Raw genomic sequence first — 24,783 nt, 5'->3', positions numbered from 1 at the left:
GGAAAGACCATGACGGAAACGTTTTATCAAGAGTTCGAAGTGTTCAGTAAACGGACGCCGAATGCAGCCTTTACGCATCAGTTCAGTTTACTGGCACCGAATAAAGAGATGGCTCTACTGATGGCGCAGGAAAATTTCATGCGCCGCGAACCGGTCGTCGACATCTGGGTCGTCAAACGGGCCGATATCCGGGGAATGACACCGGATGAAAAGCTGATGCTGCAACGGCTCGACAACAAAGATTACCGGACGACGAAAGGGTACGGTTACCTGAAGAAAAAATGGCGTCATTATGAGCAACAGATGCTCGATGAAAAAGAAATCATGTCCTGGCAAGGAGGCGATTCGAAATGACGGAAACAGAACGTTTAGCGTTGGCTTCACTGCTCTATCAACTGGCGGATGATGACTTTTTATACGCCTACCGGGGATCAGAGTGGTTAGGGCCCGCACCGCATATCGAAGAAGATGTCGCGTCATCCTCGATTGCCCAGGATTCGATGGGGCATGCGGCGATGTACTATCAGCTGCTTGAAGAAATCGGAGAAGGAAAAGCCGATGCACTCGCACACGTCCGGCTTGCGCACGAACGGAAAAACTCCGTTCTCGTCGAACGCGTCAACGGACCGGGCTATTATATGGAAAACCCGGAATACGACTGGGCCTACGCCGTTGTCCGCAACTATTGTTATACGCTCGCGAAAAAGGTTCGGATTGATTCTTTGAAAAAAAGCAGTTATACGCCGCTTGCGGCCCTCGCCGTCAAGGTCAACATGGAGTTGTATTATCATCTGCTGCACTGGCAGACGTGGTTCACCCAGCTGTATCAATCGACGGAAACAGCCCGTCAGAAAATGGATGCGGCGCTTGAACGGGTGCTGGCAGACTTCGGTGATCTGTTTGATTACGGGGAAGCGTCAGAACTGATTGATGAAATGCGGTTGATTGAAGGTCAGGGGATTTTACTGGATCGCTGGTATCAGGCACTGACGCCGGTGCTCGTCGATCTAAACGTCACGTTGCCGGAAATGAAGATGACCTACAACGGACGAAACGGTGAGCACTCGCCTGATTTGAACGATGCCTTATCGACGCTCGGGGAAGTGTATCTGCTCGATCAGTCAGCGGTATGGTGAAGGGGGAACGGCAGATGACGACACGTTTAGAACAGGAGATCCGGCAGGCGCTCGATACGGTCAAGGATCCGGAAATCGATGCGGTCAGTATCCTGGATCTCGGGATGGTCGAAGCGACGGAATGGACGGAGACACTGTTCGGATACGATGTCCGGGTGACACTGCTGCCGACATTTTTAGGATGTCCGGCGCTTGATATCATTCAAAAAAATACGGAATCCGCGTTGTTGCAAGTACCTCGGGTCAATACGGTCAATGTCGTCTTCCTGTTTGATCCACCCTGGACATCGGACCGGATTACGGAACAAGGGATTGCCGGTCTGAAGTCGTTTGGGATTGCCCCGCCGCGGGTCGTCGATGGGAAATGGGAAATCGACTGTCCGTACTGCGGATCGACGTTCGTCTCGATTGAAAATCTGTTTGGTCCGACAGCTTGTCGCAGCATTTTATACTGTAAATCATGCAAAAATCCATTCGAGGCGATGAAACCCGTCTCTACTCTCATGTGAAGGAAGGTAATCATTATGGTAAAACTAATCGCGCTTTATACACATCCGGAAAACAAGGAACAGTTTGACGAGCATTACTTTAATGTCCATGGTCCGCTGACGGCCAAGATTCCCGGTCTGCAACAGATGACGGTCACGAAAATCGTCGGTTCACCGATGGGCGGAGACGGGAAATATTATCTGATGTGCGAAATGGTCTACGAAAGCCATGAAACAATGAAAGCCGGCATGCGTTCGCTTGAAGGGAAAGCATCCGGGAAAGATTTGATGGGCTTTGCGGGAGATCTTGTAACGCTGATGATTGGTGAAGAAGTCCATGCTGACGCCACAGTACGTTAAGGCGAGTATCGACGGTCGGATCGGCCGGATCCGGCTGAACCGTCCGGAGCGTTACAATGCCTTAAACCGGGCGATGATCCGGGAAATCGTCGAAGCGATGGAGCGGTTCGATCAGGATGAAACGGTTGCGGTCATCGTCCTGAACGGTGAAGGAAAATCCTTTTCCGCCGGAGCCGACATCGAGGAGATGGTCGACGCAACCCCGGTTTCGATGGAATTGCTTGATCCGTTTGCGGATTGGGACCGAATCAGCCGGCTGCATAAACCGTTGATTGCGGCCGTTCATGGCTTTGTGCTCGGCGGAGGGTTTGAACTGGCTCTCGCCTGCGACTTAATCTATGCGACACCCGAGACGCAGTTTGCGTTTCCGGAGGTCGGACTCGGCGTCATGCCGGGAGCCGGCGGGACACAACGGTTGACGAAACGGATCGGTCGGACACGGGCACTGGAATGGTTGTGGACGGGAGACCGGATGCCGGCATCGGAAGCACAGCAACTCGGGATCATCAACCGGATCGTGGAAGCGGATCAGCTTGAAGCACATGTGTTGACAGTGGCCGAGCGGATTGCAGCGCAACCGGTGATGTCCGTGCGTCTGATTAAAGATGCGGTCGATAAAGCAGGGAATCTGTCGTTGCAAGACGGCATGGATCATGAACGACGCAATTTCTACTTACTATTCGGGACGAACGATCAGACGGAAGGCATGCAAGCTTTCGTTGAAAAACGCCAACCGACATTCAAAGGAAACTAAAAGGAGTGGGAGCTATGTCAACGGTACATGAAAAAACAATTGAGATGAAACGTTCCGTCTATCATCTGGTCATCAACGGCGAACAGGTCGAAGGGACATCAGGCGAGACATTCAAAACCTATAATCCGGCGACGGGCGAAGTCATCGCGGAAGTCGCAAAAGCGTCAAAAGCCGATGCCGATCGTGCTGTCCAGGCGGCGCGTGATGCTTTTGATCACGGGAAGTGGAAAATGTGGCCGGTCGGTCGCCGGTCACAAGTGCTGAATAAAATTGCCGGCATCATGCGTTCACGTTTTAATGAGCTCGTGGAACTTGAGATTCTGGATACCGGGAAATCACTTGCTGCGGCACAGGGACAAATCACGCAAGCGATTGAAGACTTTGAATTTTATGCCGGTGCCATCGTCGGTCACCGCGGATCCGTCAATAACGTGCCGGGTCAATTCCATAACTACACGGAAAAAGAACCGGTCGGCGTCTGTGCCCAAATCATTCCGTGGAACTATCCGTTGATGATGGCGGCGTGGAAAGTCGCACCGGCGATTGCCGTCGGCTGTTCGGTTGTCGTGAAACCGGCGACGCTGACACCACTGACAGCCATTATCCTGGGTGAAATCTGTCTCGAAGCCGGTGTACCGGCGGGCGTCGTCAACGTCATTCCGGGATCGGGCCGTGAAATCGGCAACCATTTGGTAGAGCATCCGAATGTTGATAAAGTGGCCTTCACCGGTTCAACACCAGTCGGAAAAGATATCATGGGCCGGGCGTCGGAAAGTCTGAAACGCGTCACGCTCGAGCTTGGCGGTAAATCACCGAACCTCGTCTTTGAGGATGCCGATATCACGGCAGCTGTCGACGGTTCGTTGTTCGGAATCTTCTACAACAGCGGTCAGTCGTGCGAAGCGCGCTCACGCCTGTATATTCATGAAGACATTTACGATACGTTCATGGAACAATTCGTCGCGAAAACGAAACAATTGGTGCTCGGTAATCCGTTCGACAAAGGCACACACGTCGGAGCGATCATCGATCAACAGCAACTCGATGTCATCGACGGTTATGTCCAGTCGGCAAAAGCGGACGGTGCTACGATTTTGACTGGGGGTCAAGTCGAGAAGGTAGCCGGCTTTGAAGAAGGTTTCTGGTATGCACCGACGATCATTGCCGATGTAACACACGACATGAAAGCCGTCCAGGAAGAAATCTTCGGACCGGTCGTCGTCGTGATGAAGTTCAAGGACGAAAAAGAAGCCGTCCGTCTCGCAAACGATACGGAGTTCGGACTCGGATCAGCGATTTGGACAAAAGACGGAGCGCGGGCGACACGGATTGCGAATCAAATCAAAGCCGGTATCGTCATGATCAACTGTCCGTTCTCGGCCTTCCCGGGCACACCGTTCGGCGGCTACAAACAATCTGGTTTCGGTCGTGAACTCTGCATCGAGACGCTTGATTTATATACGGAAACGAAAAGTATCCTGTCGTACTACGGCAGTCGTCCACTTAATCCGTTCGGACTGTAAAACCAAAGCGTGCGGACGTTCGTCCGGACGCTTTTTTAAAGGGGGAAATCAGATGATGGTTCAACAGATGGTTGTCGTAGGATCAGGTGTGATGGGAAGAGGGATTGCGTACGTCGCAGCAGCAAGCGGATTTGACGTGACGCTCGTCGATGTGGAGCAACAACTGCTTGCGTCAGCGCAGCAAGAACTGGAAACGATTGCGGATAAAGGTGTCAGCCGTGGGAAAATGACGACGGAAGAAGTCGGTCAACTGTTCGACCGTTTGCGTTATGCAACGGATTTAGAAGAGGCGGTCAAAGAAGCAGATCTCGTAATCGAAGCTGTTCCGGAACGACTCGAAATCAAACGAATGGTGTTTGAGACACTGGACCGTCATGCGCCGGCGGAGTGTGTCTTTGCGACCAATACGTCGACGATGAGCCCGACCGAGATTGCGTCGTTTACGAAACGTCCGGAACGGGTCATGGCGATGCATTTCTTTAATCCGGTCCACCAGATGCCGCTCGTCGAACTGGCACGGGGTCTTGAGACATCGGACGAAACGGTAATGATCTGCGAAACCGTTGCGCAACAGATGGGAAAAGAGACGGTTGTCATTCAGGAGTTTCCCGGATTCGTTACGTCACGGATCAGTGCCCTTGTCGGAAATGAAGCGTTTTATATGCTCCAGGAAGGACTCGGGACACCGGAAGAAATTGATAAAGCGATCAAGCTTGGACTGAACTATCCGATGGGACCGTTTGAACTCGGGGATCTCGTCGGACTCGACACCCGTTTAAACAATCTGAAGTATCTGCATGAAAAATTGGGTGAAAAATACCGGCCGGCACCACTGCTCGAACAGTATGTCAAAGCAGGACGGCTCGGGCGAAAAACCGGACGCGGTGTCTATGAGTATTCCGACAGCGGGGTGAAGACACGATGAGACGTGTAGCGATCATTGATGCGGTCCGTACACCAATCGGCCGGTATAACGGGGCACTGAAAGACGTCCGCCCGGATGATTTAGGGGCGTGTGTCATTCAAGCCCTCGTTGACCGCAATCCGAATGTCGATCCGAAGCAAATCGAAGAAGTGATTTTCGGAAATGCCAATCAGGCGGGAGAAGATAACCGGAATGTCGCCCGGATGTCCGGCTTACTCGCCGGTCTGCCGGTAGAAGTCGCGGGAACAACCGTCAACCGGCTGTGCGGTTCCGGACTGGATGCCGTCATTGCGGCAGCCCGGGCGATTGCGATGAACGAAGGCGATATTTATATTGCCGGCGGAACGGAAAGCATGACCCGGGCTCCGTTCGTCATGGGCAAACCGGAAACGGGTTTCGCCCGCGGGAATCCGACGCTGTATGACACGACAATCGGCTGGCGGTTCGTCAATGAAAAGCTGCAAGGAATGTACGGAACGGACTCGATGCCGGAAACGGCGGAACACGTTGCAACCCGGTACGGCATTTCGCGGGAAACGCAGGACGATTTTGCCTTTTCCAGTCAGCAACGGGCGAAGCAGGCGATGGAAACACATCGTTTTCAAACCGAGCTGGTGCCGGTCCGGTATACGACACGTAAAGGACAGGTCATCGAAGTCGATACGGACGAACATCCGCGTCCCGATACAAGCCGTGAAAAGCTTGGAACGCTCAAAAGCCTGTTTCCGAACGGTACTGTTACAGCGGGAAATGCATCGGGTGTCAACGACGGGGCAGCCGCCTTGCTGTTGATGAACGAAGAAACGGCGAAACATCTTGGTCTGAAGCCTCTTGCCTATTACCGAGCCAGTGCCGTCGCCGGTGTTGAGCCTGCTGTCATGGGAATCGGACCGGTCGACGCGACCCGGAAAGTCTTGAAACGGGCCGGTTTGACGGTGGAGCAGCTGGACTTGATTGAACTCAACGAGGCGTTTGCGGCACAAAGCGTCGCCTGTATGAACGAGCTTGGATTACCGCCGGAAAAAGTTAATGTCAACGGAGGTGCGATCGCATTCGGTCATCCACTCGGCGCAAGCGGGGCACGGATTTTGACGACGTTAATCCACGAAATGTGCCGGACGAATCAGACATATGGTCTCGCAACGATGTGTGTCGGAGTCGGACAAGGCATTGCACTCATTGTTGAACGGGAGGAACTGACATGATTCATTTGGAACGTTTGGATCACGTCGCCGTTATTCGGGTGGACCGGCCGGAACGGCTGAACTGTTTCGATTATCCGACGCTGGTCGAATTGAACGAGCTCGTCGCAACCGTCCGTCGCGAGCCGGATATCCGGGTCGTTCTCTTCACGGGAACGGGGAAAGCATTTAGTGCCGGGGCGGATTTAAAGGAACGGGTGACGTTAAACGAAACGGAAGTCCGACGGAACGTCGAAATGATTCGTGACGTCTTCGCAGATATTGCCCGTTTGCCGCAACCGACGATTGCTGCCGTCAACGGTCATGCGCTCGGAGGAGGCTTCGAATGGATGCTCGCCTGTGATTTCCGGATCATCGTCAACGGTGCGCTCGTCGGCTTAACGGAAACCAGTTTCGGGATCATTCCCGGCGCCGGCGGGACACAACGTCTGCCCCGGTTGATTGGGGAGACCCGGGCAAAGGAAATGATTTTCACCGCAAAAAAAATCGATGCGGAAACAGCGGAACGTTACGGCATCGTCTCGCGTGTCGTTCCGACCGTCGAAGAATTGATGGAAGTCTGTCTGGCTTTTGCCGACGAGATGCTGCGCAACGGACCGATTGCCATCCGGCAGGCGAAACAGGCAATCGACCAAGGGCTTGATCATACGCTTTCAGAAGGCTTGAAACTTGAAACAGCTGCCTATGAAACCGTCATCCCGACGGAAGACCGCTTGGAGGCGTTACGTGCTTTTGCCGAGAAACGGACACCGCAGTTTCAAGGAAAATGAGGATGGTCGTTCTCTGAAATAACACGTATACTAACGGTACACAAAAAAACGTTATATTAAAGAGAGAGTGAATGACATGAGTGCGAATACACAATCGATGATTTTTACGGTCTACGGGGATTACATCCGTCATTACGGCAATCAAATCTGGGTCGGCAGTCTGATTCGTCTGCTCAAAGAGTTTGGTCATAATGAACAGGCGGTCCGGGTCGCGGTTTCCCGGATGGTCAAGCAAGGCTGGCTCACCTCACAAAAACAAGGCACGAAAAGTTTTTATTCGCTGACCCCGCGTGGTGTCGAGCGGATGGAAGAAGCCGCCCGGCGGATTTATAAATCGACACCTCATGTCTGGGACGGAAAATGGCGGACGCTGATGTACACGATTCCGGAAGACAAACGGCAAATCCGTGATGAATTGCGGAAAGAGTTGTCGTGGAGCGGCTTCGGAAATTTATCGAACGGTGTCTGGATTTCGCCGAACCCACTTGAAAAAGAAGCAGAACGGTTGATTGAAGCTTATGATATCAAGGCGTATGTCGACTTTTTTGTCGGCGAATACCATGGACCGCAACAGGATCAATCACTGGTCGAACGGGCCTTTCCGCTCGATGAATTACAGGAACGATATGAACGGTTCATTGCTGAGTACAGCCGACGTTACATCGTCCATCAAAGCCGGATCCAGCTCGGTGAAATGGATGAGGAACAGTGTTTTGTCGAACGGACGACACTCGTCCATGAATACCGGAAGTTTTTATTTACGGATCCCGGACTGCCGCAGGAGCTGTTGCCGGATGAGTGGAGCGGTCATCACGCGGCCTTGTTGTTTGAACAGTATTACCGGTTGCTCGCAGAACCGGCGAGCCGGTTTTTTGAATCAATCTTTCGCGAAACCCACGATGTGACGCAAAAAAGTGCCGATTATGATGCATCGGAACATCCGTTGTTCGCAGAACGCTGAAATAAAACGCTCATCCCGAAGAAACGAGATGAGCGTTTTCGTGCCGATCGTTAATTATCAGCAAGCTGTTTTCGGAAGGCATACCCTTTATCGACGTAGGAATCGATCGATTCCTGAATCATCTCAAGATCGGCTGCCGTGAGTTCACGGACGACTTTACCCGGTGACCCGATAATGAGCGAACGGGGCGGGAATTTTTTGCCGGACGGGATTAAGGTATTGGCACCGATGATACATTCTTCCCCGATATCGGCATGATCGAGAACCGTCGCCCCCATCCCGACGATTGAGCGCCGGCCGATTTTACAACCGTGTAAAATGGCATTGTGTCCGACCGTCACTTCATCTTCGACGATGACCGGGGCTCCTTCGTAGAGGTGGATGGTCGCATTGTCCTGAATGCTGCAACGTTTGCCGATCGTGATCGGACCTTCATCGCCGCGGAGGACGGCATTAAACCAAATCGTCGACTCTTCCCCGACGGTCACATCGCCGATCAAAAAAGCGCCGGGAGCGACAAAGACATTTGTGGCGAGCTGCGGAGAACTATCACGGTACGGAATCTTCATGAAAACGCCTCTTTTCTAAAAAATGAATTAAAATTCAATCTTACTTAGTATACCATTCCTGACAACGGAAACGGAGGGAGACCATGTCTCGTCTATGCAGCAAATTAAAGATTGATGTCCCGATTATTCAAGGCGGGATGGGGAATATCAGCCATGCCGAACTGACCGCAGCCGTCTCAAATGCCGGAGGGCTTGGAACGATCGGATGCGGGACGATGACACTTGCTGAAGTCAGACAGTTAATCGAAGCAACACGCCGTTTGACATCACGTCCGTTTGCCCTCAACATCGCGATCCGCGTCTCGCCCCATGCCGAACAGTTGGTTGAGTTGGCGATTGAGGAACGGATTCCGGTCGTATCCTTGTCGGCCGGTAATCCGGCTCCTTTTTTGTCCAAGTTAAAGCAGGCGGGGATCCAGACGATCGGAGTCGTTGCTTCGGTCAAACAGGCGATTAAAGCTGAACAGGCAGGGATTGATGTACTGGTGGCGGAAGGCGTCGAAGCGGCGGGCATCAATTCACCGCTTGAGTTGACGACGATGACCTTGATTCCGCAAATTGCGGATCATGTCACGATTCCTGTCCTTGCCGCCGGCGGCATCGGCGACGGGCGTGGTCTTGCCGCTGCCTGGATGCTCGGAGCAGAAGGTGTGCAGCTCGGCACTCGATTGATTGCGACACAGGAATCCCGTGTGCATGAGCAGTATAAACAACATCTTGTGCAGGCGGACGATCTGGAAACACGAATCATCGGTCGTGAAGTCGGACAGGTTCGGCGGGTGTTGAACGGACCGTATGTCGAGGCACTGCAGCCGACGTCACTCACGGCTTTTCAGGAACAGACAAACGAATCGTTTCATATCAAAGGAGCCCTTGAGGGGGACGAGACGGCAGGATACGTCAATGCAGGTCTGATTTCCGGTTTGATTGACGATGTTCCGACCGTCGCGGAGCTGTTTAACCGGATGATGGATGATGCGTTCGGACGGATCGAACGCATGTACCGGACACTCCAGTAGCGTACAAGAAAAAGAAGCCGACCGATCTGGTCTGCTTCTTTTTCTTGTGGTTCAGGACATTTGTCCTTTCAAATGAGTGTAAAATACGTTCTACTCATAATTAGAGAAAAAGGAGGATGAAGATGCAAGGAATCGTTTTTGCTTTATTCAGCGGATTGTTCATCGCATTGCAAGGGATCTTTAATGCCCGGCTCGGTGACGCGGTAGGGCCATGGATCTCCGTGACGATCGTCCATTTCGTCGGTCTGATCGGCTGTTTATTAATTTACGGATTTGTCCGCGACCGAAAAATCGGCGGTTTCCGCACTTTGCCGCTGATTTACGCAAGCGGCGGATTGCTTGGTGTCCTGGTCGTCGTGACGGAACTAACGTCGATTCAATTGCTCGGGATGACATGGGCAATGTCGCTGTTACTTGTCGCCCAGATTTTGTGTGCCTTTGTGATTGATTTGAACGGCTGGTTTGGAGTCATTAAAAAAAGCAGTAATACCGGGCAGTGGGTCGGTGTCGGCTTGATGTTGACCGGCGTCTTGATTTTTTCATTTGCCTGAATGGAATAGGAGGGATTAGAATGGGACTCGGAATGTTTTGTGCCATCGTCGCAGGAATGATGATCAGTTTACAGACCGTTTTAAATGCACGGATGAGTCATGCCTTCGGTGCTTGGGCGACGACGACATTAGTCTTTTTTGTCGGACTGCTCGGGTCGTTGCTCGCATTGATCTTCTTTCGGGGTGGAACGCTTGCGGGGCTGGCCGAAGTCGAACCGCTTTATCTGTTTGGCGGTTTCGTTGGTGTCGGGGTTGTCTTTTGTGTCATGCGGGGAATTCAGTTGCTCGGACCGTCGATTGCGATTTCCGTCGTCCTGATTTCGCAACTCAGTTTTGCGCTCTGTGTCGACGTCTTTGGCTGGTTCGGTTTACCGAAAGTCGAGTTGTCGTTCGGTCAAATCATCGGTCTGGCCGTCATGCTCAGCGGCATCTTTGTCCTGAAACGGTATCAGGTCGCAGAGGATACAGAAGAAGTGGAAGATGTTAAAGTCATTTCCTGAAGAAAAAAAGATATAAAAAAAGAGATCATTTCTTTCACGCCACTTCTACTGGTAAAGTGCGTGAAAGGGTGATCTCTTTTTGAAGCTGAATCAGACAGTGACTTCTTCTTTCCAGGCGACATCGATAAAGGCATCGCGACCGGATGCTTTCCGGTCTTTTTTGTAGTGCGTCGGATTTTTTTTGTGGAAGTCCTGATGGTATTCTTCCGCCGGATAGAAGGCGTGTGCCGGTTCGATCCGGGTGACGATTGGTTGTTTAAAACGGTTTGTCGCCGCTAAGGCGTCACGCGAAGCAATTGCTGCAAGGCGTTGTTCTTCCGTATGATAAAAAATCGCCGGAGCATACTGTGTCCCGCGGTCCTGGAATTGTCCGCCGGCATCGGTCGGATCCGTTTGCGGCCAGTACAGTTCGAGTAACCGTTCGTATGAGAACAGCGCCGGGTCAAATGTAATTTCGACGACTTCGGAATGTCCGGTCGTTCCGGTTTTGACTTGCTCGTATGTCGGATTGTCGACATGTCCTCCTGTATAGCCGGATACGATACTGTGAATCCCCGGCAGTTCCTCAAATGGTGTCACCATGCACCAGAAACATCCTCCTGCAAATGTTGCTTTTTCCATGTCATCTCTCCCTTTCCCTTGGCTTCTTGAGCCTTAATCCTGTCATGTCTGACAGTGAGAAAACGAAAACGACTCCTTTGCTTGGTTGCAAAAGGAGTCGCCGCTTTTTATCAACCAAAGCTTTCGCTTTGCTGGTCGTAGCACCTTGCTGTACGCAGGTTGCTGGGACGTCATCGATCCAGATCTCTCGGTCCACTCTTGATAAGTGTTATATGAAGTTGATGTAAGTTCGTTATCATTGGGATGATAATACCATTCATAAAAGTGGAAAGTCAATCCTTATGTTTGCAGGGCACGAAGAACGGTCGCTCCTAACGTTTTCGCTCCAATCAGTAGAGCCCGCTCATCGATTTCATATTTCGGATGGTGTTGCGGATAAATCGTCCGCCCATCCGTTTTTGCAGAGCCCGTGAAGAAATAACTGCCCGGTACTTTTTCGAGGTAATAGGCAAAGTCATCCGCTGCCATCATCGGTTTCATCTCGCGAACCTGTGCTTCCGGTAAAAAACCGGCGGCTTCCTGGACGAGCTGTGTTTCATCCGGATGATTCCAAAGCGACGGATAACCGGTCGTGAAATCGATCGAATAATCAGCGCCGACTCCGGTGCAGGTCGTCCGGGCGACGAGGTCCACCTGTTGACGTAACTGGTGCCGGAGTTGTTCATTGAACGTCCGGATTTCTCCGACGATCCGGGCTTCACCGGTGACGATGTTCGGAGCCGTTCCGGCGTGGAACGAACCGATCGCAACGATAGCCGGCTCAAACGGATCAACCCGCCGGCTGACGAGATGCTGGAGATTGCAGACAAGCTGGGCACCGGCGACGAGCGCATCCTGTGTCCGGTGCGGGGCCTGGGCATGACCGCCTTGACCATGAACAACGATTTCAAATTCATCGATCGCACATAACGTATGACCGCTGTGATAGCCGATTGATCCGACCGGAAGATCATTTTCGAGGTGGGTGCCGAAGATGGCATCGACACCGTCGAGACAACCGTCCTCAATCATCTGGATGGCACCGCCGGGGAACACTTCTTCACCGTGTTGATGAATGAAGACGACAGTACCTGCCAGTTCATCCTGTATGGCATGAAAAGCAGCGGCCAGTCCGAGAACAATCGCCGTATGACCGTCGTGTCCGCAGGCATGCATGACACCGGGACGAATCGAACGGAACGATAACTCGGTTTCTTCCTGCAACGGTAACGCATCAAAATCGGCCCGGATGGCGATTGTTTTCCCGGGACGTGTTCCTGTCAGCGTCGCGACAATTCCGCTGCCACCGACGTTCGCCCGGTAAGGAATACCGAGGGCGTCATAAAAAGCGGCGATTTTAGCGGGAGTCCGGACTTCCTGAAACGATAATTCCGGATGGCGGTGAAAGTCGCGGCGTAAACGAATCATCTCTGATTCATACTCAGTTAAGTAGGTGAATAAATTTTCTTGCATCGAAATCATCCTTTTCGGTATGTCTTGAGTAAAAACGGGTACAGATAGAGGTAATCAATCAGAGGAGGAATCAACATATGGGTGAAATCATCGTCAATGCCGTTCTTACAGTCAAAGCAGGATTAGCCGATCAAGTCTTTCCGATTTTAAGCACAGTCTACAAAGCAGCACAAAATGAACCGGGTTGCTTGCGTTATACATTACATCAATCGATTGAAAATGAACATCAGTTCATGCTTTATGAAGTGTACCGGGACGAAGAGGCTCTGGAAGCGCATATCGCATCTGATCATTATAAAGCATACCGGGAACAAATCGAGTTATACCTGGAGGATCGTCAAGTGACGAAGTACGTCGAGATGACATTCTAAATCAAGGAAAGAAGGGCGCATGGATCCGAAAGGGGCCATACGCCTTTTTCGTTGTTACATCGATTTAAAGCCGAGGAAATGTTCCTGCCAACGTGGTTCGTAAATCGAATTGATTTGCAGTTGTGAGCCGCCGGCATGAATGAAATATTCATTATCGAGCATGATACCGATGTGTGACGGTCCATCCGTGTACGTATTTTCGAAGAAGACGATATCCGACCGTTTCCCGCTGCTGATTGTCGTCCGTCGATTCGTAAAGAACGCCCCGTACCAGTAGCCGCTGACGTTCGTCCGGCCACCGTATTTCCCGGCTTCATTCGTCGCGTAATGAATCAGTCCGGAACAATCAAACCCACCGTTGGCTGCTGTTTGCGAACCCCATGTATATGGTGTTCCCAAGTGTTTGGCGGCTGCCTGAATCAACTTTTCACCGCGCGATGTATTTTTCTGTGCAATCCGTGTATCCGTCTTGACCGTGACGGCACTGACCGGCAGATAAACAGGGGACCAGCCGGACTGGATGACATAAAAATTACCGACCCGGTACCGGGGATAAACACGTTTTCCCTGTTCCACCAATCCGGCACTTTTCGGACTGACCGGTGTCGCAAAATAAGACGATGTTGCTTTGACCGTATAGATTTTTTGACGGTTAATCGCTTGTTGGGTGTAACGCATATCCGGTTTTGTTGTTCCGATGTACGGATTGATGACATAACCGGTTGTTCCGTTCGGCAAGCGGACTTGCCAAAAGTCATCGTCGATTGCTTTCAGACCAATCAACTTTGTGCCTTTACTCAAATAACCGGCAGGGCGGCTGTAAGCGACATCGGCTGAGAAGAGCGGCGTCTGATCAAAGTGGACATAAAAGACGGTGCCGACTTTCGGGCGCGCGACCGGTTTGTTTAAGCCAAGTCTGCTCGAGTCGACGAAGCCAAATGTCGTTCCAATTTTGACCCGTGTGTAGTAGCCGCTTGTACCGTAAATCGACAGTTGTGCATTTTTCTTCAGAGTGCCGATTTTTCCTGTCAGACTGGCTTTTGGATGAACGACGACTTTATCATCGAGAACGTAACGGATTCCGGTGACATCATACAAATCCGGTTTTTTCGTCACGAGATCGGCTGTCTTGACGTAAGCGTAGACGGAACCAAGCTTAACGCGTGTGTAGGAACCGCTTGTGCCATAAATGTCAATCTGTTCTGCGCGCTTCATTGTACGGATAATCGTTTTTGCCGTCGTGTCTTTAAAAATCGCTGTTGATTTGCTCGCATACCGGAGACCTGTCTTGGCATAGACTTTTGTCGGAGCAAGCGTACTCGTTAAGACGTAGGCGTATTGTTCGCGGAACAGAATCCGGCTGTAGGCACCGCTTGTTCCGTAGACCGTTAACAGCGTGTTCATCTGATGCTGCTTGAGGACGGGACTGGATGCATTAGGTGCGGAACGGATTGCCGTCGGTGTCTGGACGTATAAACGAGCTGTTTTGGCATAGACTTTTAAAGGAGCAAGTGCGCTCGTCAGGACATAGGCATACTGTCCGTTGAATAAAATCCGGCTGTAGGCACCGCTTGTGCCATATACCGTCAGCAAGGTATTTGTCTGGTGTTCTTTTAAGACGGGACTCGATGCGTTAGGTGCTTGGCGGATTGGAGTAGGTGACTGGACATAAAGTCGGGCTGTCTGCGCAAAAAACTCCAGATCGCCTAACTGAGCTGTCAGGACAAATCCATAGACGCCGTTTAAGCGGACGCGTGTATAGGCACCGGATACGCCGTAGATGTCGACGAGTTGATTTTGGGACAATATGCCGAGTGGTGTCCCTGTCGTTGCGGCGGTTGGATAAACGTTGGCAGTTTGTTGGCTGTACTTTTTACCGGTTGCTTCATAGGAGACGACTGGTTTCGTCCCGAGGTGAGCCGTTAAGACGAAAGCATATGTACCGTTCCACTCAATCCGGGTAACATTCCCTGACGTCCCGAATGTCTTGATGGAATCATTTTGTGTCAAAGTGGCAAGCGGCTTTTGTGTGGTGTCGGCGGTCGGATAGACCGGTGTTTTCTGTTGGACGAACCGTTCTCCTGTCGCCGAATAGACAGGGGTTGTACTTAAATCCGCCGTCAGGACGAACAGATAATCGGCATCCTGTTTGACGCGGGTGAAGAGACCGACCTGACCATATGTATCGATTTTGCTGTTTGGCGCAAATGTCTGAGCGGTTGCTGCCGACGAATCTGCCGATGAATACAGGGCTGTCACTTTATTTGTATACTGACTGTCAATTTTCGGATACGTCGGAGTATCCGCCAGTTGGTCTGTCTTCACAAAACGGTAGACACCATCGAGTTTAATGCGGGTAAAGAGACCTTCGACTCCGAACGTCTCGACTTCAGTAGCGGCAGGCAGGGTGCTGACTGCGGCTGTACTTTCCGTTGTTTCAAAGACCGGGGTAGCAGTCTCGGTAAACTGTTTACCGGTCGCCACTTCTGTTTGCTCGTCGACAACGGCGGCTGAATCATTTCCTTCTGCCAGCGGACTGATCGGGAAAGAACTGAACAGCATGACGGAAGCAGCGAGTGACGTGAACCATTTTTTTGAAAGAGGCATCGTATATAAAACTCCATTTCTATAGAAAATTAATTTTTACTCCAATTAAAACTAAGTTTACCATGTTCATTTTTAATGGTGTAAAAAGATATCAAAAAAAGTAAATCATCATCCAAATGATACAAGAGACGGTATGACGTTAAAAAAACGGTACCTCGTGTTAAAGAGGCACCGTCTGAATTATGCGGGATCGTCTTCGTGATCGACTTGCCATTCCCAATCGAGCATGCCGTAAATGAGCGAATCGCGCCAATGATCTTCGAGATAGACGGTTTCACGCAGCTGTCCTTCTTTCGTCATCCCAACTTTCTGAAGAACACGTTCTGAAGCGACATTTCGCGGGTCACACGTGGCAGTAATCCGGTGTAACTCCAGTTTTTCGAATCCGAATTCGAGTAAAAATGCCGCAACGGACGTTGCATAGCCGTTTCCCCATTCATCGGGTGACAGGATATAACCAATTTCGGCAATCTTGTGTTCGGTATCGGTGATTACCAGTTCACCGGCTCCGATGACACGGTCGTCCGGGAAGGTGACGGCAAAGACATAACGGCGGCGTGGATTTTCAAGTTCGCTCTCGAGAGCATCATGAATAAACTGTTTACTGTCGCTTTCGGAGTTGGGTCCCCACGATTGATACTGACTGACAATCGGTTTTGAGGCATAGGCATGGACAGCTTCTAAATCTTCTGGAGTGAAACGACGGATTCGCAGTTGCTCGTTGATTTTATAGCGCATGATGGACTCCTCCTCTGTAGTGGACTCTCTATAAGATATTAGCTGTTCAGCCCGATTTTCCTGTTTGACAGGCAAAATCAAGCGTGCTAAAGTCGGTGTATCGAATGAACAGTATAAGTATCCTCTAGGGTTCCGTTCGGCTGGACCAAGGGAGGAACATAAGGGAAACCTTATGCAACGGAGGGATAAAAGCCCGGGAGTAAAGCGTTTTTACGCTTGCTCCCGGGCTTTTTTGTTTGATTCGAACTGAAGGAGGAAATGACATGGCAAAATATTGGTTCAGCATCATTCTGGCATCCTTTTTTGAAGTCGGCTGGGTCATCGGCTTAAAGCACGCTACGACACCACTTGAATGGGCGGCGACTGTGGTCAGTATCATTATCAGTTTCACGGTTTTAATCAAGGTCAGTAATCATCTGCCGGTCGGAACAGTCTATGCCGTTTTCGTCGGACTCGGCACAGCAGGAACGGTCGTGACGGATATCGTCTTGTTTGATCAGTCCGCCTCCGTCATCAAGTTGATCTTGATCGCGGTCTTGCTCGTAGGGGTGATCGGTTTGAAATTAGTCAGCGGGGAGGGGGAACAACAATGAGTTGGTTCTATTTGATTCTGGCCGGATTGTTTGAAATGCTTGGTGTCGTTTTGATCAATACGTACAATCAACAAAAAAACGTTAAAAATCTGTTGCTGATGTTCGCTGGTTTTGGGTTCAGTTTTTTATTCCTGACCTTGGCGATGAATGAGTTGCCGATGGGAACAGCCTATGCGGTCTGGACGGGCATTGGAGCGGCAGGCGGTACGATTCTCAGCATGATTTTTTACAACGAAGCGAAGGACTGGAAACGGATTGTCTGTATCGGTTTGATTCTCAGTGCGACAATCGGCTTGAAGCTTGCAGGCGAATAAACATATCATTTAGATTACTTTTCCTGTTTGAGCCGACTGGGTGGCATATTTTAGCTGAAAAAAGGAAATACTCCTTATAAGACAAGTACGTCATTAAATTCGTGCATAAGGGGATGGATGGATATGAAAACGAAACAGTATATCGGAACGTTTTATAAAGAAGAAGAACTGATTTCAAAAATGGATGAGTTGCATCAGCAAGGTCATCGCGAAGAAGATTTTTATATCATCGTTAAAGAAAAATCGAATCTTCAACTGGTCCGCAGTCAGATGGACGCGGAAATCGCGACGACGAAACCGTCGTGGATTGACCGGATTCGCGGGAATCAGGGACGCGATCAGGAAGTGGACGATCTGTTTGGTTCGCTCGATCTACCGGAAGATCAAGTTGAAGTCCATAAAACGGAAGTCGAAGGCGGCGGGTTCGTACTGTTGCTGGAAGTTCAGGACATTCAGTTCGATCCCCACTTAAATACGGACAATACACATCCGGACGTCAAAGTACGTTACGGCAGTTACGAAGAAACGCATACATCAGACGATGCCAATTCAAATGCACAACTCGGTTCGGGAAATCCGCTTGACGTCGATAAGGATTCGAAAGAGGAGCATGCGGAAATCGATTTGCATCGTGCCGGAACCGACAAGATGCCGCAAGACGAAGAGGCCATTCAGCATGCCAAACTGGACAGTAACCGTGAACCGGACATTGCGATGCGCCGGGACGACGATTTTAAACGTCCGGAGTGGGAAGAACAAAAGGAACGTCATGAGGAACATTCGGATGAGAAAAAAGAACAACTGCACCGTCCGACCCGTTCTGTGGATCACTCCGATGATGTGGCGAAACAGGATCACGGAAACGATTTGGATCGTTAATCTAAAAAAAGAGACTGACGGACGTGTCAGCCTCTTTGCATCAGGCGATGTTCACAGTGATGTGGGCATCGTCTTATTTTTTATGCATCTCGTCCGGATTCGAGCCGGTCCGCTCATTCCGATTGAGCTGATCGATTTGTCGCATGTCATCCGGTGATAACACAAAATCAAAGATGTCCAAGTTTTCCTGAATCCGGCTTGGTGTGACGGATTTCGGGATCGCGATGATGTCATGCTGAAGATGCCAACGGAGAACGACTTGAGCAGGTGTCTTACCGTGACGTGCCGCGATGTCTGTGATGACCGGGTCTGTTAAGGCATCGCGTCCCTTCATCAACGGGCTCCAGGCTTCGACGACAATCCCGTTCTTTTGGCAAAATGCGCGAATCGCTTCCTGACTTAAGAACGGATGCAGTTCGATTTGATTGACGGCAGGGACGACGGTTCCTTCTTCCAATACCCGTGTTAAATGCGGAATGTGGAAATTCGATACTCCGATCGCTTTTGCTTTGCCATCTCGATACAGCTGTTCTAAAGCACGCCACGTATCCATATACAAATCCTCGTCCGGCATCGGCCAATGAATCAAGTATAAATCAACGTAATCAACCCCGAGCTTTTGGAGACTGGTTTCAAACGCGGCCAGTGTCCGTTCATAACCTTGATCCTTATTCCAAACCTTTGTCGTCAAAAAGATATCTTCCCGTGGAATCCCCGAATCCTTTAAGGCGCGACCGACACCGGCCTCGTTTTCATAAATCATTGCCGTATCAATGGAACGGTAGCCGACCCGTAAAGCTTCCCGCACCGCTTCATACACTTCCTGTTCCGGGACTTTAAACACACCGTATCCGAGTTGCGGCATGACCAGCCCATTGTTCAACGTAACGAATTCCATTTGAATTCCCCCTTAAGATAATAATCCTGTCTTACCCAGTTTACGCTTTTCACTTTCGAAAATCGAATCAAAGGAAGGGTTGAATTGGCGCTAGGAAATCCGTATACTGAGCGTTAACAAATAATGGGAGGGATCAGGATGATTCGTCAAGCCGTTTTACAATACATACACGAAGAACAAGCCGTCGATCGGCTTTCAGAATTGTTACGGGGGAGAAAAGCGGTGCTGATTCACGGTGAACAGGCATTAAAATCGTCCGAACAGTATTTGCCGGAATTGCCGAAGCTGCTGTTTTCCGGACATTGTACAGATCAGCAGGTAATAGAGCTTACAGAACAATGTGCCGCGTACGACATCATCATCGCTCTTGGCGGCGGGTCCGTCATTGATACGGCCAAACAAGTGGCCGTCAAACGAAATTGCCCGTTGATTGTCATTCCGACGATCGTCTCGAACTGTGCCCCGTGGACACCCCTTAGTGTCATGTATGATGAACGGGGTCGGTACCTTCGTTTTGACACGATTCCTGTCGTCATTGAAGCATTATTGCTCGACCATCGGATTTTAGCAGCCAGTCCATATGATTATTTTGTTGCCGGACTGGTCGATACATTAGCGAAATGGTACGAAGCCCGGGCGCTGAGCGGATCGACTTCTGACCATCCTGTCGTCGAATCGGCCTTACGGATGGCAGAACACTGTAAACGATTAATTTTGCAGACACCGATCAGTCCAAAACAATTTCAGGAGTATTCGTCCCCGATTCAACATCTGGTGGAGACGGTCATTCCGCTTGCCGGAAGTGTCGGTGGATTCGGTGACGAAGCAACACGTGGGGCGATTGGTCACGGTGTTCATAATGCGTTATCTCCGTTCCCGTCGACGAACCGGATTTTACACGGAAGTAAAGTCGGTTACGGCTTGTTGATTCAGGAGTTATTGTTAGGTGAAACAGTGTCCTATACAGAGTTGCGAAAGTATTTGATTGAAAACAAACAACCGACGACGAGTACAAATCTAGGATTGACGGAAGCGGAGCGAGCCGACTTGGCGCAACGAATTGGTCAGGAACTGCTCTGTCAACTGATTGCGACGGATTGGTCGAAGGCGACCGTTCTTTCGGCCTTAATGAAAAATGACCGGGAAGCAGTACTCATATCTTGATGGAAATATAAGATAAAGCCCCTTTCCTCGAAGCGGAGGAGAGGGGCTTTACGATTACTGTGCTTTTGCCAGTTCTGAGTACGGTGCGGGACGGCCGAGCAGATAACCTTGTCCGAGATCAAATCCAAGTTCGCGGCAGAGATCGAGTTCTTCCTGACGTTCGATGCCTTCCGCAAGAATCTGAATCCCCATCTCTTTTGTTAAATGACGCGCTTTTCGTAAAAAGGCTTCATTTTCTGTTACAGTGTCACAGTTTGAGATGAAGGCACGATCAATTTTGACATAATCCGGTTGGAGTAACGACAACATATCAAGCGTCGAGAAGCCGGCACCGACATCATCGAGTGCTACTTGGATGCCTTGTTTTTTATATTGTTCGAAGACATGTTTCAAGTGATTGACGTCTTCGATTTTTTCCGTCTCGACGACTTCGAACACGAGCCGGCTTGGATCGACGTTATACCGTTCGACGATTTCGAACGTATGACGCAGGCAGTACTCCGGATTGTAGATGGTTGAAGGGAGGAAGTTAATAAAGGTTTTTTGCGTTCCACCGACCAGATGTGTTGCCCGAATCGCTTCTTCACGCGCCCGTTGATCGAGTCGGGAATGAAGCCCCATTTTGGAAGCCGTCGAAAAGAGCAGACCCGGGGACATCGGAATCGTTTGATCGGCGGCCCGAAGCAACGCTTCATTCGCAAAAAGTGAGTTGTCTTGAATGTTGAAGATTGGTTGCAGATGACTCGTCATGATGCCGTTTTGAATGAAATCAATGGCTTGTCGGCTCTTCAACTGTTCGAGCAAAACAGAAGCTGCAAGTACAGGTGTCACGAGACGTGATCCGTTCGCCCGGCAGGAAACCGGAAAATCCCCAATCTGTAACGTAGAGCTAAGGATTTGTTCCAACTGCTCAAATGAACTGTAAGAAAATACTTCTGGCGCAGGCGATTGAATATGTAAAGAACCGGCCTCGATAAAACGGATTGTTGTTGTACATTCGGCGCAAGGATGCCACATGAATGGGTGTCCACCTCTCTTGGTAAAATACGTCTGTAAAAGATGTATTTATTAAATTAGTTAAAGTCTTTACCCGAAGATAATCTATAAATAAACCTGATATCAACTATTTGTCTTTCAATTGACCAAAGTAAAAAAAAGACAGGTACAGTTCATCTTTTGATGAACCATCCTGTCTTTTTTATCGGTTAATCGGTACATAATTTAAAGGATTACGATCGAATCCACAAAATCCAAAGCGTAGCATGCAGTAAAATTGCTAACGGTACAAAGAGTTGGAATTTGGCGGTCCGTGTTTTATGCCGGACGAGTTGCATTGCCAAAAGCGTCCCGAGAGCGCCGCCCAAAAAAGCAATCATCAACAAGGTGGCTTCGGGCGTCCGCCAGGCATGTTGCTGGGATTTACGTTTATCCCGCCACATCGAGATAAATCCGATAACGGTCATGATGCCGTAAAAGGCAGCGATAGTTGAAAAAATAGTCATGTCTGTTTATTACCTTTCCGCGCCGCCGCCGCCGGAACTTCCGCCGCCACCCCGGCTGCCACCGCCACCACCTCCACCGCCACGCATGATGGCGGAAAAGATATTGATGATGGCAAAGAAGAACATGCCCCCGGTGAACTTCATGTCGAGGAACAGCAAGAGGACAAGACCGGCACCGATCAGGACTTTTGCCCAAGTACTCAAACCGCCGTCCGTACTTTTCTTGACCGGATCCTGCGATTCAAGCGACTGTTCTTTTGACACGACGCTGACGACCGCTTTGTACGTTTCGGATGCTGCTTTGCCATAATCACCTTGATCCCGATACGGAACGGCGTATTTGTCCAGAATCCGTCCCGCTGTGATGTCGGTCAGAATTCCTTCGAGCTTATAGCCGACTTCAATCCGAAAATTCCGGTCTTTTTCGTTTGGTGCCACGACGACGAGAATCCCGTTATCTTTTCCGGCCTGCCCGATGCCTTGAGCCCGAAACGTTTCATTGGCATACGTGCTTAAATCCTGTCCTTTTAAATCCGGCACCGTCTTGAGAACGACCTGTGCTGTCGTGTATTGTTCGAGTTCTTGCCCGAGACGAGCGATCTCCGCTTCTTCCGACGCGGTCAGCAGCTGTGCATCATCCTGGATGAAGAACGCTGCGCCCGTGCGTTCTGACACGGCTTCGGCAGTCGGAGTCAGAAGGAAGAAGACGAGGAACGCGGTAAAAAGCAGTCGCGTTCGCCGCCAAATCATTTCGAGTCACTATTGAAGTCGACCGTTGGATTTTCACGGTCACTTTCCGAGATTTCATAATATGGTTTTTTCTCGAAACCAAATGCCGAAGCATAAAGCGAAGTCGGGAAGCTGCGACGTTTTTTATTGTAAACGGTCACGGCATCATTGTAATCTTTCCGAGCAATACCCAAACGGTTTTCCGTGCCTTCTAGTGTATCCATTAACGATTGGAATCGTTCGCTTGATTTTAATTCCGGATATGTCGTTTGCAACGCAATCAATCCGCGAAGTGAAGACGTGACCTGTTGATCGGCTTCAATCCGTTGTTCCGTCGAAGCGGCACGGGCAAGACCGGCTTGTGCTTCGGCGATATCGCCATAAACTTTTTGTTCCTGACCGGCGACCCCTTTGACGGTTTCGACGAGATTCGGAATTAAATCCGCCCGGCGTTTGATCTGATTATCGACTTGCGACCACTTATTCGAAACATCTTCTTCGACATTGACGAGACTGTTGTACTGTCCGATTGCTAAAAAGGCAATCAGGACGACGACTGCAATCCCGATGATGAGAGGTAACTTGGAACCTCCACGATTTCTACGAGCCATATTGATGACCACTCCTTTTTTCTGTATCTCAACTATCTATACCCTAATCCGCAAGAATAAGTTTCAAGAAATAAAAAAACCATCAGTGAAAAGCTGATGATTTTTGGGATTACATATAGACGATAACGGCAAGAACCGCTGCCAGGACAAGACGGTAAATCGCAAACGGAACGAGTTTGATTTTATTGATCAGTTTCAGGAAGAAGCGGATCGACAATAACGCAAAGCCGAACGAAGCGATGAAACCGACTACATAAAATCCAAGATCTCCGACATTGATATATTCCCAGTTCTTGACGAGTGACAAGGCACTTGCCCCGAACATGATCGGAACCGCCATGATGAATGTAAAGTCCGCTGCTGTCCGGTGATTCATTCCGAGGAAAACACCACCGGAAATCGTTGAGCCGGACCGTGAGAATCCCGGCCAAAGCGAGATACATTGGAACAGACCGACGAGTGCTGCCTGACGATACGAAATTTGATCAAGCGACGTTGTCTTCGGTTCTTTTGGTCCGAGTTTATCGGCGGCAATCATCAGGATCGCACCGGCGGCAAGACCGATGATGACTGTATCGATCGAGAAAAGATTTTCGTCGATGAAGTCTTCAAACAACAGACCGAGAACGGCTGCCGGGAGTAAACCAATCAGGACGTGGCGTAATTTTAATTTATGCGTACCCGATGCATCGTGTTCACCTTCGATTTTATAAAGACCGATTAAACTGAACAGCCGTTTCCAAAAGACGACGATGACGGCTAAAATCGAACCGAGTTGGATGACGATTTTAAAGGTGTTCGCCGAGTACTTCCCTAAGAAGTCCGTTGTTTGAAGCCACATGTCATCAACGATGATCATATGTCCGGTCGAGGAGACAGGGGCGAATTCCGTCATTCCTTCGACGAAACCGAGTAAAAGTGCTTTAAGTAATTCAATGATAGTCATGTTATTCTCCTTCTATATTATTCTAAATAAAAACATATCATGTTTTATTCTTCTGAGATAGAACGAATCGAAATATCGGGCGCAGGACTGAGAGAAATCCGGCTTGTTGCAAGCATCAAAAAAGAGTACACTGAACTTATAATCAAACAAACGTTTGAATGAGGTGAGGGAATGGAAGCGAAAACAGAACGTCTGAAAATTACAGGAATTGATTGTGCCAACTGTGCGGCGAAGGTGGAACGGGGTGTCGCGAGCGTGGCAGGCATCGAACAAGCTGATTTGGATTTTGCCGGTCAGAAACTCTATCTGACATATGAAAAGGGCGCTGCAAGCGACGATACGTATCAGGCAGTCGTCGAACGGATTCAACAACTTGAACCGGATGTCCACCTCGTCCGGACGGCGTCCACAGAAGCCGTCGATCCGCGTGAACACGCGGGACATGACCACAGCCATCCGCACGATCATGGTCCATTTTTGAACCGTACGAAAAAAATACAATACAGTGTCGGTATAGACTGACCTAGCAATATGAGACACATATAAAACACCTTGATTAGGCTGCCAGTACACCGTATTTTTTCGGTGTCAGGTAGCCTA

General features: G+C 50.0%; 30 protein-coding genes and 1 riboswitch. Of the genes, 19 read left to right on the top strand and 11 right to left on the bottom strand.

Features of this window, described 5'->3' with window-relative positions; translation table 11 throughout:
* The first annotated feature begins 9 nt into the window (after positions 1-9).
* The 10 genes from paaB to paaX all read left to right on the top strand — a co-directional run bounded on the left by paaB (position 10) and on the right by paaX (position 8,119).
* Positions 10-354, top strand: a complete 345-nt coding sequence (paaB, locus tag KNQ07_RS09335; RefSeq protein ID WP_012369298.1) for a 1,2-phenylacetyl-CoA epoxidase subunit PaaB — start codon at positions 10-12, stop codon at positions 352-354.
* The gene (gene paaC / locus KNQ07_RS09330) at positions 351-1,136 is read left to right on the top strand and encodes a 1,2-phenylacetyl-CoA epoxidase subunit PaaC (RefSeq protein ID WP_214766262.1); all 786 of its coding nucleotides are present in this window, start codon (positions 351-353) and stop codon (positions 1,134-1,136) included. Before paaB ends, paaC begins: the two co-directional genes overlap by 4 nt.
* A gap of 14 nt (positions 1,137-1,150) precedes the next feature.
* Entirely contained in the window at positions 1,151-1,645 is a 495-nt protein-coding gene (gene paaD, locus KNQ07_RS09325) for a 1,2-phenylacetyl-CoA epoxidase subunit PaaD (protein ID WP_214766260.1), read from the top strand.
* A gap of 15 nt (positions 1,646-1,660) precedes the next feature.
* Positions 1,661-1,984 carry an EthD family reductase gene (locus KNQ07_RS09320; protein ID WP_012369301.1) on the top strand — a complete coding sequence of 108 codons (324 nt, stop codon included), beginning with the start codon at positions 1,661-1,663 and terminating at the stop codon, positions 1,982-1,984.
* On the top strand, positions 1,962-2,738 hold the full coding sequence (locus KNQ07_RS09315) for an enoyl-CoA hydratase/isomerase family protein (RefSeq protein WP_012369302.1): 777 nt from the start codon (positions 1,962-1,964) through the stop codon (positions 2,736-2,738). The genes KNQ07_RS09320 and KNQ07_RS09315 overlap by 23 nt, the downstream gene beginning before the upstream one ends.
* 14 nt (positions 2,739-2,752) lie before the next feature.
* Positions 2,753-4,261 carry an aldehyde dehydrogenase family protein gene (locus KNQ07_RS09310; RefSeq protein ID WP_214766258.1) on the top strand — a complete coding sequence of 503 codons (1,509 nt, stop codon included), beginning with the start codon at positions 2,753-2,755 and terminating at the stop codon, positions 4,259-4,261.
* 55 nt (positions 4,262-4,316) lie between these two features.
* Positions 4,317-5,186, top strand: a complete 870-nt coding sequence (locus KNQ07_RS09305) for a 3-hydroxyacyl-CoA dehydrogenase (RefSeq protein ID WP_214766351.1) — start codon at positions 4,317-4,319, stop codon at positions 5,184-5,186.
* On the top strand, positions 5,183-6,391 hold the full coding sequence (locus KNQ07_RS09300; protein WP_214766256.1) for an acetyl-CoA C-acyltransferase: 1,209 nt from the start codon (positions 5,183-5,185) through the stop codon (positions 6,389-6,391). The genes KNQ07_RS09305 and KNQ07_RS09300 overlap by 4 nt, the downstream gene beginning before the upstream one ends.
* Entirely contained in the window at positions 6,388-7,158 is a 771-nt protein-coding gene (locus KNQ07_RS09295) for an enoyl-CoA hydratase-related protein (protein ID WP_214766254.1), read from the top strand. The genes KNQ07_RS09300 and KNQ07_RS09295 overlap by 4 nt, the downstream gene beginning before the upstream one ends.
* A gap of 76 nt (positions 7,159-7,234) precedes the next feature.
* Positions 7,235-8,119 carry a phenylacetic acid degradation operon negative regulatory protein PaaX gene (gene paaX, locus KNQ07_RS09290; protein WP_214766252.1) on the top strand — a complete coding sequence of 295 codons (885 nt, stop codon included), beginning with the start codon at positions 7,235-7,237 and terminating at the stop codon, positions 8,117-8,119.
* Between the two features lie 50 nt (positions 8,120-8,169).
* On the opposite strand, the gene KNQ07_RS09285 is transcribed toward paaX, so the two are convergent.
* Positions 8,170-8,688, bottom strand: coding sequence for a gamma carbonic anhydrase family protein (locus tag KNQ07_RS09285; RefSeq protein ID WP_012369308.1), 519 nt, complete (start codon positions 8,686-8,688; stop codon positions 8,170-8,172).
* Positions 8,689-8,771: 83 nt separating this feature from the next.
* On the opposite strand from KNQ07_RS09285, the gene KNQ07_RS09280 reads away from it, so the two are divergent.
* The 3 genes from KNQ07_RS09280 to KNQ07_RS09270 all read left to right on the top strand — a co-directional run bounded on the left by KNQ07_RS09280 (position 8,772) and on the right by KNQ07_RS09270 (position 10,758).
* On the top strand, positions 8,772-9,707 hold the full coding sequence (locus KNQ07_RS09280) for an NAD(P)H-dependent flavin oxidoreductase (protein ID WP_214766250.1): 936 nt from the start codon (positions 8,772-8,774) through the stop codon (positions 9,705-9,707).
* A gap of 122 nt (positions 9,708-9,829) precedes the next feature.
* Entirely contained in the window at positions 9,830-10,258 is a 429-nt protein-coding gene (locus KNQ07_RS09275) for a DMT family transporter (protein ID WP_214766248.1), read from the top strand.
* 20 nt (positions 10,259-10,278) lie between these two features.
* A complete protein-coding gene (locus tag KNQ07_RS09270) occupies positions 10,279-10,758 on the top strand; it encodes a DMT family transporter (RefSeq protein WP_012369311.1) in 480 nt (159 codons plus the stop codon).
* Between the two features lie 90 nt (positions 10,759-10,848).
* On the opposite strand, the gene msrA is transcribed toward KNQ07_RS09270, so the two are convergent.
* Both msrA and KNQ07_RS09260 read right to left on the bottom strand, forming a co-directional pair.
* On the bottom strand, positions 10,849-11,379 hold the full coding sequence (msrA, locus tag KNQ07_RS09265) for a peptide-methionine (S)-S-oxide reductase MsrA (RefSeq protein ID WP_214766246.1): 531 nt from the start codon (positions 11,377-11,379) through the stop codon (positions 10,849-10,851).
* Positions 11,380-11,483: 104 nt separating this feature from the next.
* Positions 11,484-11,587: riboswitch (SAM riboswitch) on the bottom strand.
* A gap of 71 nt (positions 11,588-11,658) precedes the next feature.
* Positions 11,659-12,831, bottom strand: a complete 1,173-nt coding sequence (locus KNQ07_RS09260) for a M20 metallopeptidase family protein (protein ID WP_214766244.1) — start codon at positions 12,829-12,831, stop codon at positions 11,659-11,661.
* Between the two features lie 77 nt (positions 12,832-12,908).
* Between KNQ07_RS09260 and KNQ07_RS09255 the strand changes: the two genes are divergently transcribed.
* A complete protein-coding gene (locus tag KNQ07_RS09255) occupies positions 12,909-13,202 on the top strand; it encodes a putative quinol monooxygenase (protein WP_012369313.1) in 294 nt (97 codons plus the stop codon).
* A 54-nt stretch (positions 13,203-13,256) separates the two neighbouring features.
* On the opposite strand, the gene KNQ07_RS09250 is transcribed toward KNQ07_RS09255, so the two are convergent.
* Both KNQ07_RS09250 and KNQ07_RS09245 read right to left on the bottom strand, forming a co-directional pair.
* Positions 13,257-15,809, bottom strand: coding sequence for an SH3 domain-containing C40 family peptidase (locus KNQ07_RS09250; protein ID WP_251139514.1), 2,553 nt, complete (start codon positions 15,807-15,809; stop codon positions 13,257-13,259).
* A gap of 180 nt (positions 15,810-15,989) precedes the next feature.
* Entirely contained in the window at positions 15,990-16,547 is a 558-nt protein-coding gene (locus tag KNQ07_RS09245; RefSeq protein ID WP_012369315.1) for a GNAT family N-acetyltransferase, read from the bottom strand.
* A 263-nt stretch (positions 16,548-16,810) separates the two neighbouring features.
* On the opposite strand from KNQ07_RS09245, the gene KNQ07_RS09240 reads away from it, so the two are divergent.
* The 3 genes from KNQ07_RS09240 to KNQ07_RS09230 all read left to right on the top strand — a co-directional run bounded on the left by KNQ07_RS09240 (position 16,811) and on the right by KNQ07_RS09230 (position 18,333).
* Positions 16,811-17,140 (top strand): DMT family transporter, encoded by a 330-nt coding sequence (locus KNQ07_RS09240; protein WP_214766242.1) that lies wholly within the window; start codon positions 16,811-16,813, stop codon positions 17,138-17,140.
* Positions 17,137-17,454 carry a DMT family transporter gene (locus tag KNQ07_RS09235; protein WP_012369317.1) on the top strand — a complete coding sequence of 106 codons (318 nt, stop codon included), beginning with the start codon at positions 17,137-17,139 and terminating at the stop codon, positions 17,452-17,454. The genes KNQ07_RS09240 and KNQ07_RS09235 overlap by 4 nt, the downstream gene beginning before the upstream one ends.
* A gap of 123 nt (positions 17,455-17,577) precedes the next feature.
* Positions 17,578-18,333 carry a general stress protein gene (locus KNQ07_RS09230; protein WP_251136073.1) on the top strand — a complete coding sequence of 252 codons (756 nt, stop codon included), beginning with the start codon at positions 17,578-17,580 and terminating at the stop codon, positions 18,331-18,333.
* Positions 18,334-18,406: 73 nt separating this feature from the next.
* Here the strand turns inward: KNQ07_RS09230 and KNQ07_RS09225 are convergent, their stop codons facing one another.
* Positions 18,407-19,231: an aldo/keto reductase gene (locus tag KNQ07_RS09225; protein ID WP_012369319.1), complete on the bottom strand. Its 825-nt coding sequence runs from the start codon at positions 19,229-19,231 to the stop codon at positions 18,407-18,409.
* A gap of 138 nt (positions 19,232-19,369) precedes the next feature.
* On the opposite strand from KNQ07_RS09225, the gene KNQ07_RS09220 reads away from it, so the two are divergent.
* A complete protein-coding gene (locus tag KNQ07_RS09220) occupies positions 19,370-20,395 on the top strand; it encodes an iron-containing alcohol dehydrogenase family protein (protein ID WP_214766238.1) in 1,026 nt (341 codons plus the stop codon).
* A gap of 54 nt (positions 20,396-20,449) precedes the next feature.
* Here KNQ07_RS09220 and KNQ07_RS09215 read toward each other — a convergent pair whose 3' ends face one another.
* The 5 genes from KNQ07_RS09215 to KNQ07_RS09195 form a co-directional block, all read right to left on the bottom strand.
* A complete protein-coding gene (locus KNQ07_RS09215; protein ID WP_131503407.1) occupies positions 20,450-21,412 on the bottom strand; it encodes an EAL domain-containing protein in 963 nt (320 codons plus the stop codon).
* Between the two features lie 212 nt (positions 21,413-21,624).
* Positions 21,625-21,897 (bottom strand): DUF1294 domain-containing protein, encoded by a 273-nt coding sequence (locus tag KNQ07_RS09210; RefSeq protein WP_214766237.1) that lies wholly within the window; start codon positions 21,895-21,897, stop codon positions 21,625-21,627.
* Between the two features lie 9 nt (positions 21,898-21,906).
* Positions 21,907-22,647 (bottom strand): TPM domain-containing protein, encoded by a 741-nt coding sequence (locus KNQ07_RS09205; RefSeq protein ID WP_214766234.1) that lies wholly within the window; start codon positions 22,645-22,647, stop codon positions 21,907-21,909.
* Positions 22,644-23,237: a LemA family protein gene (locus tag KNQ07_RS09200; RefSeq protein WP_012369324.1), complete on the bottom strand. Its 594-nt coding sequence runs from the start codon at positions 23,235-23,237 to the stop codon at positions 22,644-22,646. The genes KNQ07_RS09205 and KNQ07_RS09200 overlap by 4 nt, the downstream gene beginning before the upstream one ends.
* A 109-nt stretch (positions 23,238-23,346) precedes the next feature.
* Positions 23,347-24,183, bottom strand: coding sequence for an undecaprenyl-diphosphate phosphatase (locus KNQ07_RS09195; protein ID WP_214766232.1), 837 nt, complete (start codon positions 24,181-24,183; stop codon positions 23,347-23,349).
* Between the two features lie 171 nt (positions 24,184-24,354).
* On the opposite strand from KNQ07_RS09195, the gene KNQ07_RS09190 reads away from it, so the two are divergent.
* Positions 24,355-24,705: a heavy-metal-associated domain-containing protein gene (locus KNQ07_RS09190; protein ID WP_251139513.1), complete on the top strand. Its 351-nt coding sequence runs from the start codon at positions 24,355-24,357 to the stop codon at positions 24,703-24,705.
* Positions 24,706-24,783: the final 78 nt, after the last annotated feature.

The organism is Exiguobacterium sp. s145, assembly GCF_018618835.1.
Classification (GTDB): Bacteria; Bacillota; Bacilli; order Exiguobacteriales; family Exiguobacteriaceae; genus Exiguobacterium_A; species Exiguobacterium_A artemiae.
The sequence above is the reverse complement of the archived record's forward strand: the minus strand, read 5'-3'. Positions and strand labels throughout refer to the sequence as shown.